This window comes from Bradyrhizobium sp. USDA 4510, assembly GCF_054059095.1.
In genome coordinates, this window is sequence record NZ_JBSSBT010000001.1 from 9,148,298 (window position 1) to 9,168,009 (window position 19,712).

The 19,712-nt window shown below is 64.7% G+C and carries 17 protein-coding genes and 1 pseudogene; 15 read left to right on the plus strand and 3 right to left on the minus strand.

The window, feature by feature from the left end:
* The first annotated feature begins 6 nt into the window (after positions 1 to 6).
* The 3 genes and pseudogenes from ACVMDN_RS42525 to ACVMDN_RS42535 all read left to right on the plus strand — a co-directional run bounded on the left by ACVMDN_RS42525 (position 7) and on the right by ACVMDN_RS42535 (position 3,811).
* Complete coding sequence (locus tag ACVMDN_RS42525) at positions 7 to 1,176, plus strand: M20 aminoacylase family protein (protein ID WP_076825248.1); 1,170 nt, start codon at positions 7 to 9, stop codon at positions 1,174 to 1,176.
* Positions 1,173 to 2,573 (plus strand): annotated as a pseudogene (locus ACVMDN_RS42530) (L-serine ammonia-lyase). The gene ACVMDN_RS42525 and the pseudogene ACVMDN_RS42530 overlap by 4 nt, the downstream one beginning before the upstream one ends.
* A gap of 164 nt (positions 2,574 to 2,737) precedes the next feature.
* A complete protein-coding gene (locus ACVMDN_RS42535; RefSeq protein WP_083714893.1) occupies positions 2,738 to 3,811 on the plus strand; it encodes an AraC family transcriptional regulator in 1,074 nt (357 codons plus the stop codon).
* A gap of 338 nt (positions 3,812 to 4,149) precedes the next feature.
* Here the strand turns inward: ACVMDN_RS42535 and ACVMDN_RS42540 are convergent, their stop codons facing one another.
* The 3 genes from ACVMDN_RS42540 to ACVMDN_RS42550 all read right to left on the minus strand — a co-directional run bounded on the left by ACVMDN_RS42540 (position 4,150) and on the right by ACVMDN_RS42550 (position 7,223).
* Entirely contained in the window at positions 4,150 to 5,349 is a 1,200-nt protein-coding gene (locus ACVMDN_RS42540; protein WP_076825172.1) for a CaiB/BaiF CoA transferase family protein, read from the minus strand.
* Positions 5,350 to 5,468: 119 nt separating this feature from the next.
* A complete protein-coding gene (locus ACVMDN_RS42545) occupies positions 5,469 to 6,443 on the minus strand; it encodes a 3-hydroxyacyl-CoA dehydrogenase NAD-binding domain-containing protein (protein ID WP_076825170.1) in 975 nt (324 codons plus the stop codon).
* Between the two features lie 21 nt (positions 6,444 to 6,464).
* A complete protein-coding gene (locus tag ACVMDN_RS42550) occupies positions 6,465 to 7,223 on the minus strand; it encodes an acetoacetate decarboxylase (protein ID WP_050400709.1) in 759 nt (252 codons plus the stop codon).
* A 306-nt stretch (positions 7,224 to 7,529) separates the two neighbouring features.
* On the opposite strand from ACVMDN_RS42550, the gene ACVMDN_RS42555 reads away from it, so the two are divergent.
* The 12 genes from ACVMDN_RS42555 (at position 7,530) to ACVMDN_RS42610 (ending at position 19,701) form a co-directional block, all read left to right on the plus strand.
* Complete coding sequence (locus tag ACVMDN_RS42555; protein WP_083714892.1) at positions 7,530 to 8,552, plus strand: AraC family transcriptional regulator; 1,023 nt, start codon at positions 7,530 to 7,532, stop codon at positions 8,550 to 8,552.
* Positions 8,553 to 8,859: 307 nt separating this feature from the next.
* Positions 8,860 to 9,942 carry an AraC family transcriptional regulator gene (locus tag ACVMDN_RS42560; RefSeq protein WP_229189855.1) on the plus strand — a complete coding sequence of 361 codons (1,083 nt, stop codon included), beginning with the start codon at positions 8,860 to 8,862 and terminating at the stop codon, positions 9,940 to 9,942.
* 182 nt (positions 9,943 to 10,124) lie between these two features.
* Positions 10,125 to 10,934 (plus strand): esterase/lipase family protein, encoded by an 810-nt coding sequence (locus ACVMDN_RS42565; RefSeq protein ID WP_057016379.1) that lies wholly within the window; start codon positions 10,125 to 10,127, stop codon positions 10,932 to 10,934.
* A gap of 132 nt (positions 10,935 to 11,066) precedes the next feature.
* The gene (phaP, locus tag ACVMDN_RS42570) at positions 11,067 to 11,435 is read left to right on the plus strand and encodes a TIGR01841 family phasin (protein ID WP_456843678.1); all 369 of its coding nucleotides are present in this window, start codon (positions 11,067 to 11,069) and stop codon (positions 11,433 to 11,435) included.
* 38 nt (positions 11,436 to 11,473) lie between these two features.
* Entirely contained in the window at positions 11,474 to 12,241 is a 768-nt protein-coding gene (locus tag ACVMDN_RS42575) for an SDR family oxidoreductase (protein WP_057016377.1), read from the plus strand.
* Between the two features lie 29 nt (positions 12,242 to 12,270).
* Positions 12,271 to 13,980: a long-chain-fatty-acid--CoA ligase gene (locus tag ACVMDN_RS42580; protein WP_076825167.1), complete on the plus strand. Its 1,710-nt coding sequence runs from the start codon at positions 12,271 to 12,273 to the stop codon at positions 13,978 to 13,980.
* Positions 13,981 to 14,109: 129 nt separating this feature from the next.
* Positions 14,110 to 15,657 (plus strand): WS/DGAT/MGAT family O-acyltransferase, encoded by a 1,548-nt coding sequence (locus ACVMDN_RS42585; RefSeq protein WP_083714891.1) that lies wholly within the window; start codon positions 14,110 to 14,112, stop codon positions 15,655 to 15,657.
* A gap of 98 nt (positions 15,658 to 15,755) precedes the next feature.
* Positions 15,756 to 17,090 carry an MFS transporter gene (locus ACVMDN_RS42590; protein ID WP_076825165.1) on the plus strand — a complete coding sequence of 445 codons (1,335 nt, stop codon included), beginning with the start codon at positions 15,756 to 15,758 and terminating at the stop codon, positions 17,088 to 17,090.
* Between the two features lie 94 nt (positions 17,091 to 17,184).
* Positions 17,185 to 17,781, plus strand: coding sequence for an adenylate kinase (locus ACVMDN_RS42595; protein ID WP_076825163.1), 597 nt, complete (start codon positions 17,185 to 17,187; stop codon positions 17,779 to 17,781).
* Positions 17,781 to 18,098, plus strand: a complete 318-nt coding sequence (locus ACVMDN_RS42600) for a hypothetical protein (RefSeq protein WP_076825161.1) — start codon at positions 17,781 to 17,783, stop codon at positions 18,096 to 18,098. Before ACVMDN_RS42595 ends, ACVMDN_RS42600 begins: the two co-directional genes overlap by 1 nt.
* The gene (locus ACVMDN_RS42605; protein ID WP_076825159.1) at positions 18,059 to 18,856 is read left to right on the plus strand and encodes an SDR family NAD(P)-dependent oxidoreductase; all 798 of its coding nucleotides are present in this window, start codon (positions 18,059 to 18,061) and stop codon (positions 18,854 to 18,856) included. The genes ACVMDN_RS42600 and ACVMDN_RS42605 overlap by 40 nt, the downstream gene beginning before the upstream one ends.
* Complete coding sequence (locus tag ACVMDN_RS42610) at positions 18,802 to 19,701, plus strand: esterase/lipase family protein (RefSeq protein ID WP_229189848.1); 900 nt, start codon at positions 18,802 to 18,804, stop codon at positions 19,699 to 19,701. The genes ACVMDN_RS42605 and ACVMDN_RS42610 overlap by 55 nt, the downstream gene beginning before the upstream one ends.
* Positions 19,702 to 19,712 lie beyond the last annotated feature (11 nt).

Consider the following 19,712-nt stretch of genomic DNA (forward strand, 5'->3'; position numbering starts at 1 on the left):
CAACGCATGTCAGAGAAGTTTGGAATCGCCGACGATGTCTGTGCCCGCATGCTGGATTGGCGCCATGACATCCATGCCAACCCGGAAACCGCGTTCCAAGAGCACCGCACCGCCCAGCTCGTGGCCGATGCGCTGATGGAGATGCAGATTCCGGTCCATCGCGGCCTCGGCGGCACCGGCGTGGTCGGAACGCTGAAGAATGGCGAAGGCCCGACGATCGCGCTGCGCGCCGACATGGACGCGCTTGATCTACAGGAACTGGGGGACCGCGCCCACAAATCAACCCGGGCCGGCAAAATGCACGGCTGTGGCCACGACGGCCACACCACAATGCTGCTTGGCGCCGCCGTACAGCTCGCCCGCCGCCGGCCGTTCCGCGGCACTGTTCACTTCGTGTTCCAGCCCGCCGAGGAGAATGAAGGCGGCGGCAAGAGGATGGTTGAGGAGGGGTTGTTCAAGATGTTTCCCGCCGACGCGGTCTACGGGATGCACAACATTCCGAATATCCCGCGAGGAAAATTCGCGATCCGGACCGGCATTGCGACAGCCTTCCTCGATACGTTCGAGATCGTCGTGACCGGGAGCGGTTGTCATGCCGCGACGCCGGAGAAGGGCATCGACCCGATCCTGGTGTCGGCCGATCTCGTCTCCGCGCTACAAGGCATCGTGAGCCGCCGCATCGGTGCCATGGACGCCGCCGTCGTGAGCGTCACACAGATCCATGGCGGCGACACCTGGAACGTGGTGCCCGAAACCGTCACATTGCGCGGTACGGTCAGAACGCTGGACGCCGAGATACAGGATCAGGTCGAGGCTGCCATGAAGCAGGTCTGCGCCGGCGTGGCGCAAACCCATGGCGGAAAGATCGATCTGAGCTACATGCGAGGTTATCCGGGAGTGATCAACACGCCCGCCGAAGCGAATGCCGCGGCGTCGGCCGCCGCAAACCTCGTCGGCGTCGAACAGGTGCAAACCGACATCAAGCCGGCGATGGGATCGGAGGACTTTGCGTTCATGCTGCAGGAGTGCCCAGGCGCTTACATCTGTATCGGCGCGGGCGAGACCGCCAATGATCCGCCGTTGCACAACCCGTACTATGATTTCAATGACGCCATCCTGCCGATGGGCGCCGCGTATTGGGTCGAGCTCGTCAAGCAACAACTGCCTGCTGCCTGATGCTTTCGGTCTTCGACATATTCAAGATCGGCATCGGCCCCTCAAGTTCGCACACGGTGGGGCCGATGCGCGCGGCCGGCCAATTCGTCCGCGCGCTCGAGCGCGATGGCCTGCTTTCCAGAACGGTACGGGTCCGCGCCGATTTCTATGGCTCGCTGGGCGCGACCGGGCGAGGGCATGCGACCGATCTCGGCGTGATCCTCGGCCTGCTCGGCGAAAAGCCCGATACGGTTGATCCGGCCGAGGTGGCTCCGCAGCTTGCGGACATTCGGCGCTCCGGCGAGCTGCGGCTGCTCAACGTTCATCCGGTCCCGTTTCGGCGCGGGCACGATATCGTGTTCAAGCCCGACAGCGCACTCCCGGAACATCCCAATGGAATCCGCCTCGTGGCGTTCGCGGCCGACGGCAGTCTGCTGGCGGAACGCCACTACTTCTCGATCGGCGGCGGATTCGTGATCGAGCGTGGCCTTGGCGACGCGGCTGGCGGCGCAGGCGCCGAGCTCCCGGTCTGGCCGTATCCGTTCGGCACTGGCGCCGAGCTGGTTGCACGTGCGCAGTCGAGTGGTCGCTCGATCGCCGACATGGTGCTCGCCAACGAGTGCGTACATCGCACCGACGCGGACGTCCGCGCCGGCCTCCTGAAGATCTGGGAGACGATGAAGCAATGCGTCGACCGCGGCTTCGGAATCGACAATGCCGGCGCGGCCGAACCGTTGCCCGGGCCGCTCGGCATTCGCCGTCGCGCACCGGCGCTCTAACGCGAACTGTCGGCCCGCAATAGCGACACCGAGAGCGTCGATCCGCTGGCGGCGATGGACTGGGTCAACGCCTTCGCGATGGCGGTGAATGAGGAGAATGCAGCACGCGGACGGATCGTGACTGCGCCGACCAACGGCGCCGCCGGCGTGATCCCGGCCGTGCTGCACTACTACGTCAAGTTCTGTCCGGGCGCGACCGACGACGGCGTCGTGACGTTCCTGCTCACCGCGGCCGCGATCGGCATGCTGTACAAGGCGAATGCCTCGATTTCCGGCGCGGAAGTTGGCTGTCAGGGCGAGGTCGGCGTCGCCTGTTCGATGGCCGCAGGCGGCCTGACGGCCGTGCTCGGCGGTGCGCCGGCCCAGGTCGAGAACGCCGCCGAGATCGGGATGGAGCACAATCTCGGACTCACTTGCGATCCCGTCGGGGGCCTGGTGCAGATCCCTTGCATCGAGCGCAACGCGATGGGCGCCGTCAAGGCCATCAACGCCGCCCGAATGGCGCTGCGTGGTGACGGCAAGCACTATGTATCGCTTGATGCCGTCATCAAGACGATGCTGCAGACCGGCGAGGATATGAAGTCCAAATACAAGGAGACATCGCTGGGCGGGCTCGCGGTGAACGTCGTGGAATGCTGAAGCACGGCGGTGCCGGCGAATTACCTCGATAGCGAACTCGGCATGATTGGATACGATCCGCGCGCTGTCCCAAGGTTGGGGATAGGGGAAGCCGGCCAGTTGCTGCCGGCATTGCGAATGATTTCGATTTGAGCAAGACTTTAGGTCCAAGGAGGTAGACGACCATGAGCGCTGGAAGGCGCCTGCGAGACGCTGTGCCGGAATGCCAATTGCCGCCGGATTTCGACCAGCATGTATATTCGGCGCAGTTGATTGCTGCCATCATCGCCGAGCTCGGCAGGCAACAGGTTCGATCGTCCGTGGCGCTGGCGGGCACCGGCTTGACCGAGGATCAGCTCGAAGCTCATACGACGCGTATCTCGTACCGGCAGATCGACATCGTGATTCGCAATGCACTGCGGCTGTCGAACGAACCGACGGTTGCGCTCCGCGCCGGACAGCGCATGCGCGTGACCGCGCACGGAATGTACGGATATGCTTTGCTGAGCAGCGCGACCTATGACGATGCGCGCGCCTTCGCCAATCGATACCTTCGGGTCGTCGGCCCGCTGTGCGATGCGAAATACTCGTATGACGGCGCGGCGGTCGTCTGTGCGTTCGAGCCGTTGCATTGGCCGAATCCGACGCAAGACGTGCATCGCTTCGCGGCCGAGTTCGCCCTGTCGTCGCATTTGACGACGATGAAGGACCTGGCGGGCGAGTCGTTCTGCTTCTCGCGGATTTCCCTTGCCTATGGTGAACCGGCGCATGCCGACGCCTACCAGATGTTCTTCGACTGCCCGGTCCAGTTTCGCCAGCGCGGCAACGAGTACAGATATCAGCTGTCTCAGGCCGACGGTCCGGTGGCGCTGGCGGATTCCCGCACCCACGGAATGGCGCGCGAGATGTGCGAGCAGGTGCTGTCCGAGGTCAATCATGCAGGCGGCATCGCCGCCGATGTCCGGCGGGTCCTGATCGAGCAGCCCGGCAGGTATCCGAACATCGAAGCGATCGCCGAGCGGCTGTCGATGCATCCGCGTGCCCTGCGGCGGAGGCTCGAAGCGGAAGATACATCGTATCGTGAGCTGCTCGCCGAGGTGCGGACGCGGCTAGCGATGGAATATCTGCGCAAGACCGCGATGACCAACGAGGAGATCGCGAGCCGGCTGGGCTATAGCGACGCCGCCAACTTCCGGCATGCCTTCATCCGCTGGACCGGCAAGAGCCCGTCCGATTTCCGGGTCTCTTCGCCGGTGTGAAGGCCGTGCGGGCGGCGCAGCGCTGTATGTGACCGCTCGTTACTCCACGCTGTCCATAAGTCACCTCCGAACCGGCCTCGTCGAACCTCCTCGTGGTCGAACTCGATGCATAGATTGGCCATCGACGGCAAATGCGATGGCTCGTCAGGGAGTTGGAAGCGTGTCGGGCGCTGATCGCTTCTGCTCGGGGGCGTCCTCCGAACCTCAGCTGCGCCACACCGCCGCTGTGGTGCCCCCCGGTTCGGGCGCCTCGAGACTGGCCGCGCCTCTCATTCGAGGGCGCGGCCTTTTCTCGTGCGTGCGGTGAGGGCGGCAGGCGCCGCCTTGCGGTCAGCGCATCACGCCAGGACCTTGCTTTCGCGCATCCCGGCGATGGCCGCGTCATCGTAGCCGGCCTCGCGCAGGATCTGCGTGCTGTGCTCACCGACCGCGGGCGCCTTGCGCGGCTTCACCTTGGTTGCACCGTCGACAAAGAACGGGCTGTCGATGGTCAGCATCTCGTCGTTCTCGAACGGCACCAGCACGCCGGCCGACAGCATTTGCCGGTCGGCGGACAGGTCGCCCATCTCGGCAACGCATTCGAAGACGATGCCTGCTTCATCGAGGCGGGCTCGCCATTCGTCCCGGTCACGCGTCGCGAATGCCGCGTCGAACAGGGCGATCAATTCGGAGGAACGGGCGAAGCGATCGGCCTGCTTGGCAAAGCGCGGATCAGTGAGCAGGTCGTTGAGGCCGAGGCATTTCGCCACGGTCGGAAAGTCGCGCTGCTCGTTGACGATCGCGAGCAGCAGCCAGCGGCCGTCGCGGCAGCGGTAGTAGCAGCCGAGCGCATTGAACAGATTCTCGCGCGGCGGCCGCGGCGTGAACGTCGCCCCGCACAACGCCGCCTGCGCCATGATGCCGTTCGACCAGACGCCGTTGGCGAGCAGCGAGGAGCCGACCTGGGTGCCGCGTCCCGTGCGCTCGCGCTGATACAGCGCCACCGCGACGGCCGCGAACAGCGAAACGCCCGACGGGTGATCGCCCATGCCGGCCAGCGCCCGCGCCGGCGGCGTGCTGGCGTCGCTCCGCACCATGTCCATCAGGCCTGAGCGCGCCCAGTAGGCCGTGACATCGAAGCCGGGCTTGCCCGCCTCGTCGCCGGTCTCGCCATAGCCGGTGAAGGAGGCGTAGATCAGCCGGTCGTTCGCCGCGGCAAGCCGCTCGTAGCTGATCGCGAGCTTCCTGCGGACCGCGAGCGGATAGTTGGTGATGAAGGCGTCGGCGGTGGAGGCGAGGCGATGCAGCACCGCCTGGCCCTCGGGCTTCGACAGGTCGAGCGCAAGGCCGCGCTTGTTGCGATTGTCGAGCAGCCAGCCATAGGGCTGGTCGGATCTCGGCATGCCCGGCAGCTTCGGCACCTGACGGAACGCGTCGCCTGCACCGGGCGGTTCGATCTTGATCACGTCGGCGCCGAAGTCGCCGAGCAGCGTCGCGGCGGTTGGCGCGGCGATGAAGCTGCCGCAGTCGATGACCTTCAAACCTTCGAAGATGCTCATGTGAGTTCGTCTCCGCTTGATGCCCGGGATCAGCTGTTGTCCGTCGGCCAGGTTGGCCTATTCCGAAACGTGGCGGCCGCCTCTGTCTGCGAATGCGCGCAGGCCTGCGGGTGAGCCGGTCATGTCCCGTTCCTGCCGTTGCGTGCCGCCAGCACGTGCAGCAGCGCCACCTGCGTGTCGTCGCGTTCGCGCTCCATCCGCGGGATCGGCGTCTTGCCGAAAGATGCCGCGGCCTGGTCGATGATCTTGCGCTGCAGCGCCTCGTCGAGATCGACCTGCAGAATCACCTTGAACGACGCGGCCATGTTCTTGCCGAGGTGCTGGAAGAACGATTCCAGCCCGTTCGGTCCACCACCCATGTGGAACGAGCTGAACGGCCCGTTCACCGCCCAGCGCAACCCGATCGAGCTGGTGACGACGTCGTCCAGCTCGTCGACCGTGACGACGCCTTCCTGCACGAGATAGCAGGCCTCGCGCATGATCGCGCGCTGCAGCCGGTTGGCGACGAAGCCCTGGATTTCCTTCTTGAGCACGCGCGGCACCTTGCCGAGCGCCTCGTAGAACGCCACGGCGTCGGCGGTGGCCTCTGGATCGGTGCGCTCGCCGGGAACGATTTCGACGAGCGGGATCAGATGCGGCGGGTTGAAAGGATGGCCGACCAGCAGCCGGCTTGCATCCTTCATCTCTTTCGCCTGTTCGGTGGCTGGCCGCGCCGAGCTCGACGACAGCAGCAATGCATGTTTCGGCACCGTTGCCTCGATTCGTGCCCAGAGCTGCTGCTTCCACTCGGGCTTCTCCGGCCCGTTCTCCTGCACCAGGTCGGCGCCGGCGACGGCGCGCGCGAGGTCCGGCTCGAAGCGCAGGTTGCGCTCCAATCCCTCATGCGGCAGGCCGAGCTTCAGCAATGTCGGCCCGATCTTGATCAGGGCGTCCTTGACCGTGGCCTCGATGCCGGGCTGCGGATCGTTGATCACGACATTGAGCCCGTGTGCGAGAAACAGCGCCGCCCAGGAGGAGCCGATGACACCGGCCCCGATGACGCACACATTGCGATAGCGGTTGAGCGCCGCGGCGCGATCTGCGGATGATGGCATGGCTTCCTCCGACGTGCCCGCTTATCGCGGCTGATCGAGATAGTTGTGGCAGCGCTTGGCGCGGGACAGCGTCAAGTCGGTCATGATGTGGCTACACGCGACGATCTCGCGCACCGGAAAATCGGCCATCGGGGCCAATGCGTGGGCGAACAGCTCCAGCCGGGCCGGGCCGGTCCAGGCGCCCTTGACGGTGATGTCGGTGATCTCGGAGCGCAGCAGTTCGCAGATGCGCGGCTCGCCCGCCGGCTTCGGACTGTCATAGGTCCACAGGATCTTCAGCATGAAGGTCGGTACGCAGATCTCGGCCTTTGCCTTTTCGAGGTCCAGCGCGCGGTGCTTGTAACCCATCGTCGCGGTGGCCACGCGCAAGCTGCCGTAGTCCATGGTGCCGACCAGGGTGTCGGAATCGACATAGAGCTTCGGCTTGCCGATCACCTTGGGATAACCGCTGATCTCGCGCCCCGATGCCAGCGCCGGCAGGTTGTCGAGGTACATCGCGTGAAGGTACTCGCCCTTCTCGTCGCCATAGCGCACCTGGACGGCCTGGCCGCATTCGGTGTAGTCGCCGAGACCGGAGGTGTCGGGCATCCGCATGATCTCCCAGCGAACCAGTGGATCGTCAATCTCCAGCGGCTCGGGAACGACTGCGCGCAACGCCTCGATGTCGGTGCGATACAGGATGTTGAGGTATTCGCGGTTGTTGAAGCGGAACGGTCCGCGGGGAAATGCCGGGGCACCGATCGGTGTCGTCAGCTGCTTGAGAACGTCTTCCCGTCGCATCCGCTCCTCCCTTGTTGGCGCTTGCCGTGGTCCGTACCGCCTCCGGGTGCGTGCCGGTTGTCGAGCAAGGCGTCGCGAGCCTAGCGATCTCGGCAAACGGAGAAAGGTGCGATTGGACCGCCGACCGGGTGACTTCCGGACGCGGGTTGCGGCGCGCGCGCGTGGATACGCGATTATTGCGTCGCGTACGGGATCGGGCTTACGTTCGACCGATCGTCAATCGTGGAGCAGGAATGCGCGGAATGCCAGGGACATGCGGTTGCAATGACTAGGCAAGAGTCGCACCTACGCCAATCGCCGGGTCGAATGCTCCCCGGCTTCGCGCAGCGAATATTCCCGCCGCATTCGATCGCAGCCATCGCGGCCGAGCTTCGTGAGCAGGGCATTGATCCATCTGAGGTTCTGGAGGGCACCGGGCTCGCGATCGGCCAGCTCGAATCCCATACGACGCGCATATCGTATCGGCAGCTCGACACGGTGATCCGCAACGCGCTGCGGCTGGCAGGCGACCCGGCTATCGCGCTGCGCTCGGGAGCGCGAATGCATGTCACCGCCTATGGCATGTACGGGTACGCGCTGCTGAGCAGTGCAACGCACGCGGAGGCGCGCGACTTCGCTGCGCGATACATCCGTGTGGTGGGGCCGTTCTGCGATTTCGACCTCTCATACGATCGAGAGACGGTGGTGGCGACGTTCCAGCCCATGCACTGGCCGAATCCGACCGAGAGTGTGCATCGCTTCGCGGTCGAGTTCGCACTGGCCGCGCATCTGACGACGATTCGCGACCGCTCGGGCCAGGGCTTCGGCTTCTCGCGCGTGCTGCTCGACTATACGCCGCCGCCGTCCGCCGCGGCGTATCGTGATCTCTTCGGGTGCCCGGTTTTGTTCAATCAGCATCATTGTGGATACGAATACATACGCAATGACGGCCCACGGGCGCTGGCGAATCCGCGAACCCACGCCATGGCGCGGGAGATGTGCGAGGAGATCCTCGGCGAGGTGAATCGCGCCGGTGGCGTTGCTGCCGATATCCGCCGGATACTGATCGAGCAGCCGGGTCGTTACCCAAGCATCGAGGCGATCGCCGAACAGCTCGATATCTATCCCCGCGCGCTGCGGCGCAGGCTCGAGGCGGAGGGAACCTCATATCGCAGCCTGCTTTCCGAGGTGCGCATGCGGCTCGCGATCGAGTATCTGCGCAAGACGCGCATGACCAATGAGGAGATCGCAAGCCGCCTCGGCTACAGCGACGCGGCTAACTTCCGCCACGCCTTCTCGCGCTGGACCGGCAGGAATCCATCCGAATTCCGCGGCGAGGAGGGTCTTTGACCCCGAGATATCTGGGGGGCTTCGCCAGCTGTGTCCGGAGTTCACCGCCAAATTGGTTCAATCGAACCTTTTGTGCGACCGAAGCGCGCGTAAGCTCGGCACCGTGGTTGCGCTCACGATCGCGTTCTCCCAACCTGGACCGCCCTCCCTCGGCGGTCTTTCTTTTGGCCGGTCTTGTCCGGAACTCACCTGCAAACGCGACCAATCGAACCTTCTGCTGCCCGGTCCGGCTGACTAGCCTCACTTCAGCTTGCGGGCACCGGATTGCGGGACCCGAAGCAGGCGCGGAAGGCGGACGAGGACGCTCGTGTATCACCCGTCACCAAATCTCCTGCAGTGTCTCTATTCGCCGCAACGGATCGCGGCGGTGGTGCACGTCCTGGCCGAGGAGGGGATCTCAGCGTCGCGCGCGCTCGGCGCGACCAATTTGAGGCGTGCTGACCTCAGGGATTCGTCGGTACGTGTCTCCTACCGGCAGGTCGAGACGGTATTTCGCAATGCGATGCGGCTGTCACGGAATCCGGCGATCGCGTTTCGCGCCGGAGAACGAATGCATGTCATGGCTTACGGCATGTACGGCTATGCCATGCTGAGCAGCCCGACGCGGGCCGGAGTCATTGACTTTGCGGCCAAGTATGGTCGGATCCTCGGAACGGTCGCCGACATCGACTTCACCCGCAAGGGCGATACGGTGAGCTGTCTGCTCGAGCCGTTGCTTTCGCGCGATCCGGCCGATGACGTCTATCGGTTCGCGCTTGAGTTCGCCTTTGCGACCTATCAGACGCTGAGCCGCGACGTCTATGGCAACTCGTTCCGCTTCTCGAAGCTGAGCGCCGCCTATGCGTCGCCGCCGCACGCCGGGACCTACGACCGCATCTTCCAGTGTCCGGTCGAGTTCGGCCAGCGCAGGAACGCGCTGGAATTCGACACTGCCTGGATCGACCGTCCGGCGGTCTGCCCCGACGAGATGACCAGGGCGATGGCCGGCCGAATCTATGATCAGCTTCTCGATCCTGTCGCGCGGGACGACGGTCTTGCTGCCGACATCCGGCGACGGCTCGTCGAGCATCCCGGCCGCTTCCCGAGTATCGAGGCGATGGCGGCGGAGCTTGCAATCCATCCACGGACGTTCCGCCGCAGGCTGCAGCTGCAGCGGAAAACCTACCGGCAGATCGTCTCCGAGGTCCGCATGCAGCTCGCGGTCGGTTATCTGCGCAACACGCAAATGACCAATGACGAGATCGCCGCGCGGCTTGACTACAGCGACGCGGCGAACTTTCGCCACGCCTTTGTCCGCTGGACCGGCAAAAGCCCGTCGGACTTCCGCGACGGCCGGGCGCCAGGCATCGCAGCAGGCGCGCAAGATTCATTGGCGGATGTCCCAAACTAACCGGTCAAGCGGGCCAATTGCACCTTTTACGGGTCTGACCTGCTCGATAGCGTTTTGAGACCAAGAAGATGCGCGGTTGCGCGATCGGGGTCTGCATGGCGCCGCTCGCGGCGCCGGGCAGTAATCATAAAATGTCGGGTCGTGCGGGACACACCGCGTGATCCGGGAGGGGACATTCTGACATGAATATGGTCGTCGACCGCTCTGCGCCGCCGTCGCAATTGCTGCTCGCGCTCGAGGTGCGCGGGATCTGGGAGCTGCAGGCGTTCTTCGCAAGCTATCCGCTGCTTCGCCGCGCGCCGCGCGGGGACGGACATCCGGTCCTCGTCTTGCCGGGGCTCTCCGCCAGCGATATCTCGACGCGACCGTTGCGCGCCTACCTGAAGGCGCAAGGCTATGCGGTCCACGGCTGGAAGCTCGGACCCAATCGCGGACCGCGTCCCGGCGTCGAGGCTGCCATGGACGCAAGGCTGGCCGAGCTCGCCGAGCGATACGGTCGCAAGGTCAGCCTGATCGGCTGGAGCCTCGGCGGTGTGTTTGCGCGCGAGATTGCACGGCGCGCGCCCGATCTGGTCCGCCAGGTGATCACGCTCGGCAGCCCGTTCGCCAATGAGCCGAAGGCAAGCAATGCCTGGCGTCTCTACGAGATCCTGAGCGAGCGCCAGGTCGACGACTGGCCCGACAGGGACATCATGAAGTTGCCGCCGCCGGTACCGAGCACGGCGATCTACTCACGCACCGACGGCATCGTCTCGTGGTGGGGGTGCCGCGAGCAGCATGCCGAGCGGACACAGAACATCGAGGTCGAAGGCAGTCATTGCGGGCTCGGGCACAATCCGGCCGTGCTCTATGCGATCGCGGACCGCCTCGCGCTCGGGGAGGATGAATGGTCGCCATTCGACCGCAGCGGTCTTCGCGGCATGGTGTACCCGGATCCGGATCGAGCCGATGACAGCGCCGCCCTGTTCCGGCCGCGCTGGGCGGCCGCCTGACGCGCAGTCCACGGGACGGCGTTTCGCCGCCGCCAGCCAAGTACCGCAAGGAGGACGTCGATGGGGACCGATGACAGGCAATCCGACACAGCCGGCACGGGAGCGATGCCGTGGCTCGGGGACCTGAAGAAAATGGCCGAAAAGTTCACGCTGCCCGGGTTCGATATTGCTGCCCTGGTCGAGTGGCAGCGCAAGGACATGGAGGCGTTGGTTGAGGCCAACAGACAGGCCTACGAAGGCGTCCAGGCGCTGGTCAGCCGGCGCAACGAGATCCTGCAAGAGACGCTCGCGCAGTGGCAGGCGGCGATGCAGGGCTTCGCAAGCGGTGAAGCTATGACGAAGCAGACGGAGACTGCCAAGCAGCAGGTCGAGAAGGCGGTCGCGGATTTCCGCGAGCTGTCGCAGCTGGAAGCGCAGGCGCGCAACAACGCCTGGAAGGTCATGCAGGACCGCATGCAGGAGAACTTCGCGAACCTTCAGACGCTGTTGCAGCCGAAATAGCGCTGCGCGTGTGAGGCGTAAACCATCGGGGGAAAGCCATGAGTCTGGCCAAGTTGCAGGACTTGACGGGGCGCGTTGCGCTCGTTACGGGCGGATCGCGGGGTCTCGGTCTTCAGATCGCCGAGGTGCTGGGCGAACTCGGCGCCAAGGTCGCGATCACCGCGCGAAAGCGGGATGAGCTTGATGCCGCGGCTGCTCACCTCAAGGGGCTTGGCATCGAGGCGCTTCCGGTGGTGTGCGATATGGGCAGGCTGGAGACAATCCCGCCGATGATCGAGCAGGTCGTGGCTGCGCTGGGCCCGATCGACATCCTCGTCAACAATGCCGGTACGTCCTGGGGCGCCGCCACGATCGAGCATACGCTCGACGGCTGGAACAAGGTGATCAACCTGAATGTGACCGCGATCTTCGTCGCCACCCAGGAGGTCGGCCGGCGCTGCATGGTACCGCGGCGGAGCGGAAAAGTGATCAACATCGCCTCGATCCAGGGCCTCACCGGCTGCTATCCGGAAGGCACCCCGACGCTGGCCTACAACGCGAGCAAGGGCGCGGTCGTCAACCTGACCCGCACGCTTGCCAATGAATGGGCGCCGCTCGGCATCAACGTCAACGCGATCGCGCCAGGTTATTTCCCGACCAAGATGACCGCACAGCTCGACCAGAGCGCGACCGCGCATATGGCGCCGATGAATCGCGAGGGTGGCCCGGAGGACCTCAAGGGCGTCGCCGCGCTGCTCGCCTCCGATGCCTGTGCATTCATCACCGGCCAGACCATTGCGGTCGATGGCGGCGTGACCGCCGTCTGATCCGCAAGACCATAGAAGGGAGAGATCTCATGAACGATATGCCCTGGATCCGATCCTATCCCGACGGCGTGCGTTGGGACGTCGAGATAGCTCCCGGACCAGTGCAGAAGATATTGGGCGACGCCGTTGCCAAATGGCCGGATCGTCCCGCGATCGATTTCATGGGCAAGCGGATCACCTATGCCGAGCTCGGGCGGCTCACCGATCGTGTGGCCAAGGGCCTGCAGCTCCTCGGCGTCAAGCCGGGCGTCCATGTCGGCCTCTATCTGCCCAACACGCCGCACTACATCATCTCGTTTTTCGGCATCCTCAAGGCAGGCGGCACGGCGGTGAACTATTCGCCGCTGGACGCTGCCAAGGTGCTCGAACACAAGATCGAGGACAGCAAGACCGATATCCTGATCACGCTCGACATGGTTTCGCTCTATCCGCAGATGGCGGCGATGCTGGGCAAGACAAGATTGAAGAAGCTGGTGGTCGGGTCGCTCGGCGAGATCACGGCTGACCCCGACACCGTCGTCAACCAGATGAAGGCGGCCAAGCAGCTGAGCGACGTCGCCTGGGACGATCATCACATCAGCTTCGGCCAGCTGACGCACAATGATGGTGTCTACCAGGCCTATCCGATCGATAATCCGCGCGAGACCATCGCCGTGCTGCAATACACCGGCGGGACGACGGGGCTGCCGAAGGGGGCGATGCTCACCCACGCCAATCTGACCAGCGCGTGCCAGCAGTACCGGGCGACGACGGCCGGCTCGCCACCGGTGCTGGTCGACGGGCAGGAGCGCTTCCTGGCAGTGTTGCCGCCGTTCCACATCTATGCGCTTTCTGTGAATGTGCTGTTCGGCGTCCTGATGGGCGCGGAAATCATCCAGCATGTCCGCTTCGATCCAAAGGCCGCGCTGGAGGAAATCTCGACCAAGTCGGTCAGTGTCTTCTGCGGGGTGCCAACCATGTTCACCGCGCTGATCAACCATCCGGAGACGCCGAAGCATAGCTTGCGCGCGCTGAAATATTGCGGATCCGGCGGCGCGCCGTTGCCGCTCGAGGTGGCGCAGCAATTCGCCTCGATCACCGGCTGCAATTTGAGCGAAGGCTGGGGCATGACCGAGACCTCGCCGAGCGGCACCTACACGCCGGCGCAGCACGGCGCCATGCGCAAGGCCGGCTCCTGCGGCATGCCGATGCCCGGAATCGTCATCAAGTTCCTCAATGTCGACGACAGCAGCAGCTATGTGCCGCTCGGCGAACGCGGCGAGATCTGCATCAAGGGCCCGAACGTGATGAAGGGCTACTGGAACAAGCCGGACGCGACGGCCGAGGTGACTACTGCAGACGGCTACATGCGCACGGGCGACGTCGGCTACATGGACGAGGACGGCTTCATCTTCATCGTGGACCGCACCAAGGACATGCTGCTGTGCAGCGGCTACAACGTGTATCCGCGCGTGCTCGAAGAGGCGATCTACAAATATCCGGCGGTCGAGGAGGTCGCCGTGATCGGCATCCGCGACGAGTATCGCGGCCAGTCGCCGAAGGCCTTCATCAAGCTGAAGGCGGATGCCAAGCCGTTCAAGCTGGAAGAGCTGCAGGCGTTCCTGAAGGACAAGCTCGGCAAGCACGAGATGGTGCAGGCGCTCGAAATCCGCGCCGAACTGCCGAAGACCGCGGTCGGAAAGCTATCGAAGAAGGAGCTGTACGACGAGGAGGAGCGCGCCGCCCGGGCGCAGGCCTGAGATCGCCTGCGCGAACCGGATCGGCAGCGGCGGACAGGTGTCGCGCCTGGGCAATGACCGCGACGCGCCAGATATCGGCACGCCGTCATCAAGACGGCGATCGCCGTCACAACGTCAAGGGAGGGAAGAATGGATCAACTCAGCAGCATGGATGCATCGTTCCTGCATCTCGAAACGCCGGAGACGCCGATGCATGTCGGCAGCCTGATGATCTTCGATCTCCCCGAGGGTTATCAGGGCGACTACTACGAGGATGTCAAGGAGATGCTCGGCAAGCGTCTCCATCTCTCGGCATTGCTGAACCGCAAACTGGCGCAGATGCCGTTCCAGCTCGCCGAGCCGGTCTGGACCGAGGACGATGATATCGAGCTCGATTACCACGTGCGGACCGTCACCTTGCGGCGTCCAGGCACCATGGCGCAGCTCGAGCAACTGGTCGCGCGGCTGCATGCCTCGCTGCTCGATCGCAGCCGTCCGCTGTGGGAGATGTATGTCATCGATGGCCTCGAGAACGGCCAGGTCGCGTTCTACACCAAGGCGCATCACAGCGGCGTCGACGGCAAGGCCGGTGTGGAGCTCGCCAAGGTGCTCTATGATGTCTCGCCCAAGATGCGCGAGGTGCCGCCGCCACGGCGCAAGCGCGCCTCCGGGCAATACCAGCTCGGCGTGACCGAGCTACTGCAGGCGGCGGCCAACAATGCGGCCCAGCAATACCGCAAGCTCGCGGAGCTGCTGCCGACGGCGGCCAAGGCGCTCGGCACCGCCGCCACCGTGATGGCCAGCCAGCGCTCACAGAAGGGGGAGCGCTCGCTCAGCCTTGGACTGGCTCCGAAGACGGTGTTCAACGATTCCATCACCAACCAGCGCTCCTACAGCACGATGTCGCTGCCACTTGCCGACATCAAGGTCCTGGGCAAACGTGTCGGCGGCACCGTCAACACCATCGTCATGGCGATGTGCAGCATCGCGCTGCAACGCTTTCTCGCCGAGCGCGGCCTGCTGCCCAAGGAAGCCCTGATCGCGATGGTGCCAGTCAGCCTGCGTGCCGAAGGCGACAAGGCGATGAACAACCAGGTCTCGGCGGTACGCGTCGACCTGGCGACCGATATCGATGACCTGCCGACCCGGTTCAAGGCAATCCACGCGTCATCCGAGGCGGCCAAGGCAGTCGTGCGCGAGCTCAAGCCGGTGCTCGGCGTCGATGTGCCGATCACGGGGTCGCCGTGGCTGATGACGGGGCTCGCCTCGCTGCTTGGCCGCTCCAACCTCGCCAGCCGCATGCCGGCAGCGGGCAACGTGCTGATCTCCAACGTGCCGGGACCGGGGCAGCACCTCTACATGGCCGGCGCACGGATGGTGCATTATTTCCCGGTTTCGATCCCCTATCACGGCAGCGCGCTGAACATCACGGTGCACAGCTATGCGGGACTGCTTGAGTTCGGTCTGACCGCATGCCGGCGCGTGCTCTCGCAGGACGAGTCCTACGAGATGATCGAGCACCTGCGCGCCGCCCTGCGCGAGATCGAGGCTCTGCCGTCGGTCGAGGCCGAGATCGTCGAGCTGCAACCTGCGGCTCAAGCGAAGGCGCCATCCGCGACCGCGGCGTCGGTGACGGTCATCCAGACCGACGAGGTGCCACCGGCCGCCGCAAACGACAAGGCGAGCCGGGCCAGCTAGGCGCGGAGGCCTTCAACGCTTCACATCGCCGGAGCCGGGACGCCACCGCGGTCTCCCGCCCGGCGCCGGAATCAAAAGAACATTTGGAGGAAACTAGGATGCACCCACCCGCCGCAAAGGGATCGCTGTCGGTATTGGAAAGTCCGGCGCATAAATCCCTGTTCTCGAAGATCGATTGGCGCCTGATCCCGCTTCTGCTGATCGCCTACATGATCGCCTATCTCGATCGCATCAATATCGGCTACGCGCAGCTGCAGATGAAGCAGACATTACCGTTCGACGATGCGGTCTACGGTCTCGGCGCGGGCATCTTCTTCGTCGGATATTTTCTGTTCGAGGTGCCGAGCAACCTGCTGCTGGAGAGGATCGGCGCGCGCAAGACCCTGCTGCGCATCATGGTGCTGTGGGGACTCGCGGCATCCGCCATGATGTTCGTGTCGACGCCGTTCCAGTTCTATGTCGTCCGGTTCCTGCTCGGCGTGTTCGAGGCCGGCTTCTTTCCCGGCGTAATCCTGTACTTCACCTATTGGTATCCGTCGGCGCGGCGCGGGCAGGTGATCGCCACCTTCATGTCGGCGACAACGATCGTGTCCGTGATCGCCGGTCCCTTGTGCGGCTCGATCCTGAAGTATTTCGACGGTGCCGGCGGCCTTCATGGCTGGCAGTGGCTGTTCCTCGTCCAGGGTCTGCCGGCGCTGATACTCGGCATCCTGGTCTACGTCCTGCTCGAGGACAAGCCCGCGCAGGCCGCGTGGCTCTCGAAGGACGAGAAAGCCCTGCTCGAGGACACCTTCCAGCACGATGAGAAGGACATCGAGAGCGAACCCTCGGGAACGTTCGGGCAGATGCTCAGGGACCCCAAGGTCTATGTGTTGTCGTTCGTCTATCTGCTGCTGCTCGGCGCGACCTACACGATGGTGTTCTGGATGCCGACCCTGATCCAGAGCTGGGGCGTCAAGGATTTGTTCCTTGTCGGTGTTTATGCCGCGATCCCGAATGCCGCCGGCGTCATCGGCATGATCCTGATCGGCCGTCACTCCGACAAGTGGCACGAGCGCCGCTGGCACTATGCCGCCTGCGTCGCGATCGCCGCGTTCGGCCTGTTCGTCACGACGATGCTGCAGGGCAACCTCGTCGGATCGATCCTTGCGCTGTCCTTTGCGGTGATCGGCATTGCGTCGGCGACGCCGCTGTTCTTCGCGCTGACCAGCGAATACCTCTCCACCGGTGCCGCCGCCGGCGGGCTTGCACTGATCAGCAGCCTTGGAAACCTAGGCCCGGCCATCAGCCCCTCGATCAACGGCCTGATCGTGCGGAGTACCGGCGACAACATCTACAGCATGTACTTCGTGATGGCGCTCTACGTGCTGTCGGGATTGCTGTTGCTGCTGTCGATGCGGCCTGCGCCCAGTGCGCGCCTGGCGATGGCGTGAGGACGAAACGAGCGGCCCGGCCCGCACGGAGCCGGGTCGCTCGACGCTCCGCGGGAATGCTGCCGGTGATCGAGCGAATATTGGGACACATGCGATGAGGATCGTTCTGCTGGGGCCGCCTGGCGCGGGCAAGGGAACACAGGCGAAGCACCTGGTCGAGGAGTACGACATACCGCACCTTTCGACCGGCGACATGCTGCGTGCTGCGGTTGACGCGGACACCAGTATCGGACGGAAAGTCAAGGATACCATGGTGAGGGGTGGGCTCGTTCCCGATCAGCTCGTGATCGCCGCGGTGATCGAACGCATCTCGCAAGCCGATGCCAAGCATGGCTTTGTGCTCGACGGCTTCCCGCGAACGATGGCCCAGGCGGTCGGCCTCGACGATCTGCTCGATACCGAGGGTCTTGCGATCGACCATGTCGTCGAGCTCAAGGCCGACGAGACGGTGTTGCTGGACCGGATCGAGACGCGGGCCCGCGAGGCGAGAGCGCAAGGTGGCGCGGTGCGCGCCGACGACAATCACGAGACGCTCAAGCTGCGTATCGATGCCTATAACGAGCAGACCGCGCCGCTGGTCGACTACTACCGATCGCGAAACATCCTTCGAACCGTCGACGGACTGCAGCCGGTCGATGCGGTCGCCTTCGCCGTCGTCAAGGCGATCGGCCAAGATCGGTCGGTGATGTGATGCCGACGACGCAAAGTCGCGACCCTCGGCTGTCCGGCTATCCCGACCGGATCGAGGTGCTGGAGCCATTGCGCAAGTCGCTTGGCGAGGTGAAGGAGACGGCCGACCAGTTCGAGCAGGCCCAGCTGTTGTTGCGGGCGATCGAACGGTTCTCGCGCAGATATGCTGCCGACCGGAACTGCGGCGGTGCACCCGCCGAGCTGGCGCGGCGGCGGCTTGTCGCACGCGCCGTTCGTGGATTGCGCAGAACCGTTCTGGCAACGAAGGGAGGCGCCTCATGTCGGCGAGCGGAAATGAAGGTCAATGCGCGCTGGTGACCGGAGCATCGGGCGGCATTGGGCTCGAGCTCGCGCGCGTGCTCGCGGCCAATGGCCTCAGCCTCGTGCTGCTGGCGCGCAGCCGCGACAAGCTGCAGAAGCTCGCGCGCGAGCTCGAGGCAAGTTATGGCGCCAAGGTGACCATCGTGGCCGCCGATCTGAGCGAGCCGGCGGCGCCGCAGGCGGTGTTCGATTCGCTTGACGACGCCGGCGTGCGGGTCGACCTGCTGGTGAACAATGCCGGTCTCTTGCTCGAAGGACGCGTCGGCACAATCGGCCTCGACGATCAGTTGCGGCTGCTGCAGGTCAATGTCGTGGCCATGACGGCATTGACCCGTCTGTTCCTCGCGCCGATGCTCGAGCGCAACAGTGGACGGATCCTGAACGTTGCGTCGGTCGCGGCCTTCATGCCGGTGCCGAATCTTGCGGTCTATGCCGCGTCAAAGGCCTATGTGCTGTCGTTCGGCGAGGCGTTGTCGCAGGAGTTGAGCGGCAGCAAGATCACGCTGACGACATTGTGTCCCGGCGTGACGGACACCGGAATGGTCCAGGGCACCAATCTCGGCAACATGCCAAGCATGATGATCATGGATGCGAAGACCGTCGCACAGGAGGGCTACCGCGCCTGCATGGCAGGCAAGCCGGTGCATGTCGCAGGGCTTGCCAACGAGCTGGCGGTCCAATGGATCAAGTATCAGCCGAGTTGGCTGCTGCGGGCCATCGGCGGTGTGTTCGGAAAGGCCGCACCGCCGAACTGACGTTTCGTGCTCGCCGGCAATGCACGGCTGCACGGGCCATTCTTGACCATCAACAACGGACGCTACCCATGGGACGTGACGAGCAGACCGTCGAACCACCCTCGCTCGCGCTGCTTGCCGCGGAAGGGCGCGGCTTTCTCGACATCCCGGCGCTGATTGCCGTGGCGGCGCCGCTTCTGGCGACCGCGCCGCGGGGGCAACGCCATCCGGTGATGGTTCTGCCCGGGTTGGGCGCCGATGACCGGTCGACCTTGGCCATCCGCTCGTTCCTCGAGTTCCTCGGCTATCAGGTTCATGGATGGGGCCGCGGCCGCAATGTGCGCGCGCCGGATGCTGACCTCGCCGCCGTGGTGGCGCGAGTCCTCGAACTCGAAAAGCAGGGCGGCTCGAAGGTCAGCCTGGTCGGCTGGAGCCGTGGCGGCATCATTGCGCGCGAGGTTGCCCGGCAAATCCCGGCGGCGGTGCGGATGGTCATCACGCTCGGCAGTCCTTTCGCGGCGCCGGGGGCGAGCAATGTTCGCGCGATCTGGCGGCTTCTGACCGGCCAGAAATACCAGCCGCCGACGGCCGAACGGATCAGCCGCCTCGCGCAACCGATTCCCGTGCCGTCAACATCGATCTATACCCGCACCGATGGCGTGGTGGCGTGGCGCGCCTGCCTGGAGCAGGAGGGCGGAGAGCGCGAGAACGTCGAAGTGAACACGACGCATTTGGGGCTTGGCTTTCACGCGCCGGCGCTGTGGGTGATTGCCGATCGCCTCGCCCAGCCGGCGGGAACCTGGAAGCCGTTTCGTGCGCCTCCGCAGGTCGGAATCTGGTTTCCGACAGCGACGCGCCGCGATTGAGATCGAAAGGG